Source organism: Rhodospirillales bacterium (assembly GCA_016710335.1).
Taxonomy (GTDB): Bacteria; Pseudomonadota; Alphaproteobacteria; order Rhodospirillales; family Defluviicoccaceae; genus JADJXQ01.
This window is the reverse complement of record JADJXQ010000006.1, coordinates 1-9222: the sequence shown is the minus strand read 5'-3', so window position 1 is coordinate 9222 and position 9222 is coordinate 1. Positions and strand designations below refer to the sequence as shown.

Genomic DNA, 9222 nt, shown 5'->3' with positions numbered 1-9222 from the left:
GCGCCCGGACCATCAACTCTAATACATTGAATATAATGGCTTTTTGGGGCTGGAGATGATCATTCGATGACCGCGCGACGCCACGGCATGAGCGAGCGCGAATACGCGGCGCATGCCGGCATCTCGCGTGGCGCGGTGCAGAAGGCGCGGGCCTCGGGCCGGCTGGTGCTGCATGCCGACAGCTCGATCGATGCCGCCGCCTCGGACGCCCGCCGCGCCCGGACGACCGACCCGGCGAAGCAGCGTAGCGGCCCCTCGCCCGCCATGCGGCCGGTTCCGGAGGCGGCGGTCGAAGCGGTCAGTGACACCTTGCGCGAAGGCGGACAGCCGGCGCCAGCTGCGGCCGGCGGAATGACCTACCTGCAGGCGCGCACCGCCAACGAGGTGCTGAAGGCGCAGGAACGCCGCCTCCGGCTGCAGCAGCTGAAGGGCGAACTGGTCGACCGGGCGCGTGCGATCGCCCTGGTGTTCCGCCTCGCCCGTCAGGAACGGGATTCCTGGGCCGGCTGGCCGGCGCGGGTCGCCGCGGTGATGGCGGCGGAGCTGGAGTCGATGCCCGCCGCGTGCAGACGGTGTTGGAGAGCCATGTTCGAAGCCACCTCGGAGATCTCGCCGAGGTCCGGCCCGAATTCCGCTGACCGAGCCTGGCCGACGCCGGAGGACCCCCACGAAGGCATCGACCTCGCTTTCGACGGCGCCGACCACCTCTTCCGTGCCTGGCGCGAGGGTCTCACCCCCGATCCGGATCTCACCGTCTCGGCGTGGGCCGATCGGCACCGGGTGCTGAGCCCGCGCGGCGCCAACGAGGCGGGGCCGTGGCGGACGTCGCGGACGCCGTACCTGCGCGAGATCATGGATGCGCTGTCGCCGTCCCATCCGGCGCAGCGTGTGGTGGTGATGAAAGGCGCCCAGATCGGCGCCACCGAGTCGGGCAACAACTGGGTCGGCTACGTCATCCACCACGCGCCGGGGCCGATGCTGGCGGTGCAGCCGACGGTGGAGCTGGCCAAGCGGTTCTCGCAGCAGCGCATCGGTCCGCTGATCGAGGAAAGCCCGGTGCTGCGCCGGAAGGTGGCGCCGGCGCGCTCGCGCGACAGCGGCAACACGGTGCTGTCGAAGGAGTTTCCCGGCGGTATCCTGGTGATGACCGGCGCCAATTCGGCGGTGGGTTTGCGCTCGATGCCGGTGCGCTACCTGTTCCTCGACGAGGTCGACGCCTATCCGCCGTCGGCCGACGAGGAAGGCGAGCCGGTGGCCCTCGCCGAAGCACGGACGCGGACGTTCTCGTGGCGGCGCAAGGCGTTCCTGGCATCGACGCCGACGATCAAGGGCCTGTCCCGTATCGAGCGCGAGTTCGAGGCCTCGGACCAGCGGCGGTACTTCGTGCCGTGCCCGCACTGCGGCGAACGGCAGTGGCTCAAGTTCGAACGGCTCCGGTGGGAAAAGGGCCGGCCGGAGACCGTGGCGTACCATTGCGAGGGCTGCGAGCAGCCGATCGCCGAGCATCACAAGACGCGGATGCTCAGCATGGGCGAATGGCGGCCGACGGCGACATCGGCCGATCCGCTGACCATCGGGTTTCATCTGTCGAGCCTCTATTCGCCGGTCGGGTGGCATTCCTGGCAGCAGATCGCCCGCGACTGGGAGGCCGCACAGGGATCGATCGAGGCGGTGAGCAGTTTCAGGAACAGCGTCCTCGGCGAAGCGTGGATCGACCGCGGCGAGGCGCCGGACTGGCAGCGGCTCTACGAGCGTCGGGAGGACCTGCCGCTCGGCCAAGTGCCCGGGGCGGGCTCGTGCTCACCGCCGGCGCCGACGTCCAGAAGGACCGCATCGAGGTTTCGGTATGGGCCTGGGGGCAAGGGTACACCAGCTGGCTGGTCGACCACATCGTCCTCGAAGGCAGTCCCGGCGGACCGGAGGTCTGGGCGAGGCTGTCGGAGCTGTTGTCGCAGAGCTGGCCGCATGTGTCGGGGGCCCGGCTGGGCCTCGCCAGGCTCGCCATCGACACCGGCGGCGAATTCACCGCCGAGGTCTACGCCCTGGTCGCGAAAGCAGGCTCGGCGCAGGTGATGCCGGTCAAGGGCGTCGAGCGTCGACCGGCCGCAGCCGGTCACGGGACCCTCCTACGTCGACGCCACCGAGGGCGGCCGCAAGATCCGGCGCGGCGCGAAGTTGTGGAGCGTTGCCGTCTCCACCTTCAAGGCCGAGACCTACCGCTGGCTGTGGCTGGAACGGCCGACGGACGAGGCACTGGCGACCGGCGCCACGTACGCAGACGGGTATGTCCATCTGCCCCGCGGCATCGAGGCCGAGTGGGTCAAGCAGCTGGTCGCCGAGCAGCTGGTGACGGTCAAGGACCGGCGCGGCTTCGCCCGCCACGAATGGCGCAAGCTCAGGGAGCGCAACGAGGCGCTGGACTGCCGGGTTTATGCCCGTGCCGCCCTGTGGGTGCTGGGCGCCGATCGATATGGTGCCGGTTTCTGGAAGCGGCTGGCGGACCAGCTGGTGGAGCCGGACGGCACCGGCACCGCTGCAAATGAACCGAACACGCAGGCCGACGCCCCAATCGCCGGCCGGGTCTCCCGCCCGGTGCGGACCCGGCGCACGGTGGTCGGCAGCCCCTGGATGACGGAATGATTGATGGCGACGCTTGAACAGCTGACCACCCGCCTCGACGAACTGGAACGCCAGCGCGCCAGCGGTGTCGCCCGCGTCAGCTACGAGGGCCGCACGGTGGAGTATCGCGGTCTCGCCGAGATCGATCGCGCCATCGCCACCCTGAAGGCCGAGATCGGTGCCGCGGAAAACCGCAGGCCGGTTCGCCAGGTGCGCCTCTACCAGGACGGCAAGGGTCTCTGATGGCGGTTTCGCTCTCGGGTGCGTTCCGGCGCTTTTGGCCGGCTGCAACCGCGCGCCCGGCTGGAGAGCCCATGCGCTCACGCCGGCTCGCCGCCTGGGTGCCGCCGCTCCGCAACCTCAACACCCAGGTGGTCAGCGACGGCGATCTGACGCTGCGGCGAGCACGGGAGATCGTGCTCTCCAACGCGATCGCCGCCAATGCCTGCGAGGCGTTCGTCGCCAACGCCATCGGCGCCGGCATCAAGCCGTCGTCGATGACCGAGGATGCCGAGGCCAAGCGGGCGATCCAGAAGCTGTGGCTCGCCTGGACCGACGAGGCCGATGCCGACGGCCTGACCGACTTCTACGGCCTGCAGGCCATGGTCGCGCGCGAGATGTTCGTCGCCGGCGAGTGCTTCGTCCGTCTGCGCGCCCGCCGTGCCGAGGACGGTCTCGTCGTGCCGTTGCAGCTGCAGCTGCTGCAGGCGGAGATGCTGCCGCTCGACAAGACCGGCGCGGCGCCGAACGGCAATGCGATCCGTTGCGGGATCGAGTTCGATCCGCTGGGCCGGCGCGTCGCCTACTGGTTCCTGCGCAAGCACCCCGGCGACCGGACCGAGGCGATGCCGGCATACGATCCGTTCGTGCGGGTTCCGGCATCGGAGGTGCTGCACATCCGGAGGCCCCTGGAGGCGGGGCAGCTGCGCGGTCTGCCGCACATCACGCCGGCGCTGGTGCGGCTGCACCAGATCGATCAGTACATGGACGCCCAGGTGGAGCGCCAGAAGACGGCCGCGCTGTTCGTCGGCTTCATCGTCAAGAACCTGCCGGACGATGCCCTCCTCAACGAGGTCGAGGGCGAGGACGGCGACGGCATCGCCCGGGCGCCGCTGCAGCCCGGCACCATGCAGGTGTTGCTGCCGGGCGAGGACGTGCGGTTCTCGACGCCGACCGGGGTGGGCAGCGACTTCGAGCCGTTCGTTTATCGCGTCAGCCTGGAGCTGGCCGCCGCCATGGGCATCCCGTACGCGACCGTGACCGGAGATCTGCGCCAGGCGAGCTACGGCAGCCAGCGGGCGGGCCTCGTGGAGTTCCGCCGGCGCATGGAACAACTGCAGCACGCAGTGTTCGTCTACCAGCTGTGCCGCCCGGTATGGCAGCGCTGGCTTAGCGACGCCGTGCTCACCGGCGCGTTGACGCTCCCCGGCTTCGGGCGCGACCCGCGAGCGTGGTCGCCAGTCAAGTGGATTCCGCCGCGGTGGGAATGGATCGACCCGCTCAAGGACCGCCAGGCCGAGAAGCTCGCCGTCGATGCCGGGTTCAAGGCCCGCTCCGACGTGGTCGAGGCGGAGGGCTACGACGCCGAGGAGGTGGACGACCGCATCGCCGCCGACCGGGCGCGCGAGGACGATCTCGGCCTGTCGTTCGCTCCCGGCGCCGGCGAGACCCAGGGGGCCCGAGAAACCCCCCAGCAGCCTGCATCCGATCAACCGGAGTAGCCCATGAAATCCTGGTACACGATCCGCGCCGCCGCTGCAGATGGCGCGGAGATTCTGATCTATGACGAGATCGGCGCCTTCGGCGTCACCGCCAAGCAGTTCACCGACGACCTGAAGGCGGCCGGCAGGGCCAAGGCGATCACCCTCAGGCTCAACAGCCCGGGCGGCAGCGTCTTCGACGGCATCGCCATCTACAACGCCTTGAAACGCCATCCGGCACACAAGCTGGTTTACGTCGACGGGCTCGCCGCCTCCATCGCCTCGGTCATCGCCATGGCCGGCGACGAGGTGGCGATGCCCGAGAACGCCATGCTGATGATCCACGACCCGAGCGGGGTCGTCGTCGGCACGTCGGCCGACATGCGCTCCACCGCCGAGGCGTTGGATCGGATCAAGGGCGGCCTGGGTGCAGCCTATCGCGACAAGTCCGGCAAGCCCGATGACGAAATCGAGCGGCTGATGGCCGAAGAAACATGGACCACGACGGCGGAAGCCGTCGCCCTCGGATTCGCCGATCGCGTCGAGAAGCCGGTCCGCATTGCCGCGTCCTTCGATCTCACCCGGTTCCGGCATCCGCCGGCCACGCGGGTGCCGGGCGCAGACCAAGATCTTCGCAACCAGCACCAGGAGACCCCGATGACCGACGTCATCTCTGAGCCGACCGCACCGGATCCGGCGCCCGTTCCCGCCGATGATCCGCCGCAACAGCATGACGAGACCCGCGGGCCGGATCTCGCCGCCGTCGAGGCCCGCATTCGCGACGATACGCTCGGCTATGCCCGTGCGGTGACCGAGCTGTGCGCCCTCGCCGGGCCAGCCCGGCAGGAGCCACGCGTTCCTGGCGCAGGCGACGCCCCTCGAGGCGGTGCGCGCCGCGCTGCTCGAAGCCCGCGCCCAGGCCGACGCGGACACCCTCATCGACGGCCATCGCAATGCACGGGTGATCGCTCAGCCGTCGGCCGATCGCGGCTGGGGCGACGTCATCGCCCGCATGTTCCCGCAAGCAGGAGGCTTGATCCCCATGACCGTTCTCACCGAAGGCCGCTACACCGCCGAATTTCTCGTCTCCGAGGCCAACGGCGCCCGCTCCCGCGACGTCGTCACCATCGCCTCCGGCGAAGTGCTGGAGCCGGGCACCGTGCTCGGCAAGGTCACCGCGTCCGGCAAGTACGTCGAGCTGAACCCCGCCGGTGCCGACGGCTCCGAAGCGGCCGCCGCCATCCTCTACGAGGGCGTCGACGCCACCGCCGGCGATGCGACCCGCACCGCCCTCCTCCGCGATGCCGAGGTCAACGGCGCAGAGATCGTCTGGCCCGACGGCATCACCGCACCCGACAAGACCACCGCCATCGGCGAGCTCGCCGCGCTCGGCATCCTCGTCCGCTAAGGAGGCACCACCCATGCCCACCCTCGATATCTTCTCCAACGACGCCTTTTCGGCCATGCAGATGACCGCCGCGGTCGAGAAGGTACCCTACCGCCCGCAGTTTCTCGGCGCCCTCAACATCTTCGAGCCGGTGCCGGTGCGGACCATCACGGTCGCCATCGAGAAGCGCGAGAATACGCTCGCGTTGATCCAGACCTCCAACCGCGGCGCGCCGTTGGCCGAGCAGACCCTGGAAAAGCGCGACATCCGGGATTTTCGGACGGTCCGCGTCGCCAAGGGCGATACCCTCTACGCCGACGAGATCCAGAACATGCGCGCCTTCGGCTCGGAGACCGAGCTGCAGACGGTGCAGGCCGAGGTTGCCCGCCGCATGGGCCGGTTGCGCGAGGACATGGAGCTCACCCGCGAGAACATGCGTCTAGGCGCCGTGCAGGGCATCGTCACCGACGCCGACGGCTCGACCATCATCGACTGGTACGGGGCCTGGGGCCTCTCGCAGCCGGCCGAAATCAACTTCGCGCTCGATCAGGCGACCACCGACGTGCGCAAGAAGTGCGCGCAGGTGGTGCGCGCCATGGCCAAGGCGGCGAAGGGCGCCTGGACCCCCGGCACCCGGATCCACGCGCTTTGCGGCGACACCTTCTACGACGACCTGATCGGTCACGACAGCGTCAAGGAGACCTACCGCAACTGGGCGGCCGCCGCCGATCTCCGCCAGGACATGACCTACGAGTCGTTCCCGTTCGGCGGCATCGTCTTCCACAACTACCGGGGCACCGACGACGACACCACGATCACCGTCGGCGCCGACAAGGCGAAGTTCTTCCCGGTGGGTGCGCCGGGCATCTTCCAGGTGGCCCAGTCGCCGGCCGAGTTCATCGACTTCGTCAACACGCCCGGCCGCGAGGTCTATGCGCTCACCATCCCGGACCGCGACCGCAACGCCTGGGTCCGGGTGGAACTGTACGCCTATCCGCTGTTCGTCTGCACGCGGCCGGAGGTTCTGCAACGAGCCAAGCGGGCGTAATTCAACCAAGATATTACGCCCGCAGGTGAATCACCGAGATAATTGGCTTATCGCCCTGCCAGCCTGACTGCATGTTTCATGAAGGACGACGTGATCTCGATCATGAACTCGACCTCGTCTTCGATGACCCCGTCGTTATGTTTCACGTATCGATTCTGGTACTTGGTAAAATAATCTACAAGCTTCACGAACATGTTTCCAAACTCTGGTGAGCCGCCCTTGCCTTTCACGTAGTCGCCAAGGGGTGCGATCTGGTTTTCAAGCGACTTCGCGTTGCCCAGGACGCCACGAAGCAGAACCTCCAAAGCGAGGCGGAGGTCGTCGAGGACGTTTCGTTCGAACATTCCCGCCCGGTACTTCTTAAGGGCATCGTCGTAAAGCGTTGCCGCCTCTGGAAAGGAGCCCAACCAATGACGGGTCGCTTGACAAGTTCCTGGCTGACGTCCGCGGACACAGGATCGCGTGCCAAGTGCCCGTACCGAGTGAGAAGCTGGATTTTCAATTTTCGGGAAGCCTCGGGACTTCGCTCGGTAACCTGCGGATGTTCGCAGAGCGCACGAATGAGTTCGAACTGGATATGCGGTGGAAACGCCTGAAGATTCTCCCGCAATGCCGTGCGCTTGTTGCCAGCCTCGAATGGGTAGGCTTGGTGCGGGATCTTGACATCGTGCTCGACCGCGTACGCGGTGGTGAGGGCAATGATGTTCGTGCCACTCAGACCGCACGAGGTATCCCCGAGAACATCGGCTGCGTGATTGATGAACATCGGGTCGATCCGCTCGGTCATCACGTGTTTGTTCTCACCATCCGTCCGTCTAACGCCTAAAGCAGAGGCGCCAAATCAGAGCGCGCAAATCGTAACACCGTCTGGTGGACGCGTCGCCTATAGATGGCCGCTTCGGGTCATGAAGGGGCCTGTAGAGCTTCCGATTTCGCTCGACCGCTGTGCCATCCTAAGCAGCCCTTCACCCGCAGTGCCCTCCAAGGAGTCCGCAGCATCATGACCGAATTCGCCACGGCCCTCGACGCGCTATTCGCTGACCCGAATATCGCGACGGACGCCGTCTGCACGTCGGTCGGCGGCGGCGCACTCACGATCCGGGTCATTGCTCGGCGTCCCGATGAAATCATCGGCTTCGGCGACACTCGCATCCACGCGGCGACCGTCGGATTCGAGGTGCGCGCCTCGGAGGTCCCCGCACCGTCGGTGGGCGACACGATCGAGATCGACGGCGAGACGTTCGTCGTCCAGGGCGAGCCGGTGAAGGATCGGGACGGACTGTTTTGGACTCTCGACACGCGTCATGCGTAAAACTCGCCGTCATCATTCGCATTTCGAAATTTGTTGAATCGATTAGCGCTAGCCCCGCTTCGGCACTATGCCCTGGCCCAATTGCAGGTCACTTGAAGAAGTGGGGAATTTGCAGCACCGACTGGAAAAATGCCGGCAACGGCTGGGGGATCAGTTGCCATCATCCACGTCTTGTGGTTACTAGGCCCATGACGTCACCTGAGGAAACGCTATACCTGCGGTTTTTCGAGGCCTAACCGTCTAGCGGTGACTTCAACCCCTGGTGAGTGCGCTTGTCCACTCGCTGGATGCACTTCAGCGCCTTATCCATCTGATCGCTATGCGCCGCGATGGGCGTACGCCGGGACGCCGTATTCGACCGTCTGCTGATATTCAGAATCGCTACCGTCTGGTATGCGAGATCCCAAAGACCGGCAGTTATATCGCCCCCGTCCGGTTCGAAGGTGGTGATCTCCTCAGTCCGGCCGACACGGCGACCGTGCTCACGGAGCTCGATGCCCTGCTCTCCGCGGTGGGCGCGGAGAATGAAGGTGCCTTTATAGCCGCCATTCCCGACGATACTTGGCGGAGGTTCTATCTCGAGGCCCTGGATCGCCTTTCACCGCCACCCACGACCGGTGCGGAACTGGAGATTTCTCATGCCGGAAAGACACTCTTCGAGACAAGACAATCGCGGTCGTTCGTCGAACGGCTGGTGCGAGCACCGACGAAACAAGTCGTTCGAGGGTCGGTCGTTGGGGAATTTAAGAAGATCGATTTTTCCAGGCAGGAGATCACGATTCGTCACACGCAAACCGGCCGCGATCTCAGCTGCCTCTATGAAGCGTACGTGGAAGAGAGTCTGCTGGAGCATCCTCGCGATCAGTTGCTCGTCTTCGGAACTGTAACGCGCGATGAGAAGGGCCTTCCGGTTTCGATCGAGAATGTTGACCACATTGAGCCTGTGGACCTGGAGTCGATCAGTGTGGGTGCCATTACCTTTGAGGGGCCAGACGGTTTCCCCGATTGAAGCCCTAACCGCATCGATTTCGTTTGACGAAAACGATGCCCTATATCTTGCCGAGATCGACCAACTCGGCCTCTCCGTATGCGGGGAAACACGGGAAATGCTGACGGCAGCGATTGAGGATGAAATTGCGGTGCTCTGGTCTCGGTA

At 66.2% G+C, this 9222-nt stretch carries 6 protein-coding genes and 4 pseudogenes; 9 read left to right on the top strand and 1 reads right to left on the bottom strand.

Annotated features, from left to right (window positions below; genetic code table 11):
* Positions 1-66: 66 nt before the first annotated feature.
* The 7 genes and pseudogenes from IPM60_11470 (at position 67) to IPM60_11440 (ending at position 6754) form a co-directional block, all read left to right on the top strand.
* Positions 67-638 (top strand): annotated as a pseudogene (locus IPM60_11470) (hypothetical protein).
* A pseudogene (locus IPM60_11465) lies at positions 586-2640 on the top strand (phage terminase large subunit family protein). The pseudogenes IPM60_11470 and IPM60_11465 overlap by 53 nt, the downstream one beginning before the upstream one ends.
* A 3-nt stretch (positions 2641-2643) precedes the next feature.
* Positions 2644-2862: a hypothetical protein gene (locus IPM60_11460; GenBank protein ID MBK8908487.1), complete on the top strand. Its 219-nt coding sequence runs from the start codon at positions 2644-2646 to the stop codon at positions 2860-2862.
* The gene (locus tag IPM60_11455) at positions 2862-4340 is read left to right on the top strand and encodes a phage portal protein (protein ID MBK8908486.1); all 1479 of its coding nucleotides are present in this window, start codon (positions 2862-2864) and stop codon (positions 4338-4340) included. Before IPM60_11460 ends, IPM60_11455 begins: the two co-directional genes overlap by 1 nt.
* Before the next feature lie 3 nt (positions 4341-4343).
* Positions 4344-4862 (top strand): annotated as a pseudogene (locus IPM60_11450) (Clp protease ClpP).
* A 499-nt stretch (positions 4863-5361) separates the two neighbouring features.
* A complete protein-coding gene (locus IPM60_11445; protein MBK8908485.1) occupies positions 5362-5727 on the top strand; it encodes a head decoration protein in 366 nt (121 codons plus the stop codon).
* 13 nt (positions 5728-5740) lie between these two features.
* Complete coding sequence (locus IPM60_11440) at positions 5741-6754, top strand: major capsid protein (protein ID MBK8908484.1); 1014 nt, start codon at positions 5741-5743, stop codon at positions 6752-6754.
* A 47-nt stretch (positions 6755-6801) separates the two neighbouring features.
* Here IPM60_11440 and IPM60_11435 read toward each other — a convergent pair.
* Positions 6802-7520: pseudogene (locus tag IPM60_11435) on the bottom strand (hypothetical protein).
* 234 nt (positions 7521-7754) lie between these two features.
* Between IPM60_11435 and IPM60_11430 the strand changes: the two are divergent.
* On the top strand, positions 7755-8066 hold the full coding sequence (locus IPM60_11430; GenBank protein MBK8908483.1) for a hypothetical protein: 312 nt from the start codon (positions 7755-7757) through the stop codon (positions 8064-8066).
* A gap of 262 nt (positions 8067-8328) precedes the next feature.
* On the top strand, positions 8329-9075 hold the full coding sequence (locus IPM60_11425) for a hypothetical protein (GenBank protein MBK8908482.1): 747 nt from the start codon (positions 8329-8331) through the stop codon (positions 9073-9075).
* Positions 9076-9222 lie beyond the last annotated feature (147 nt).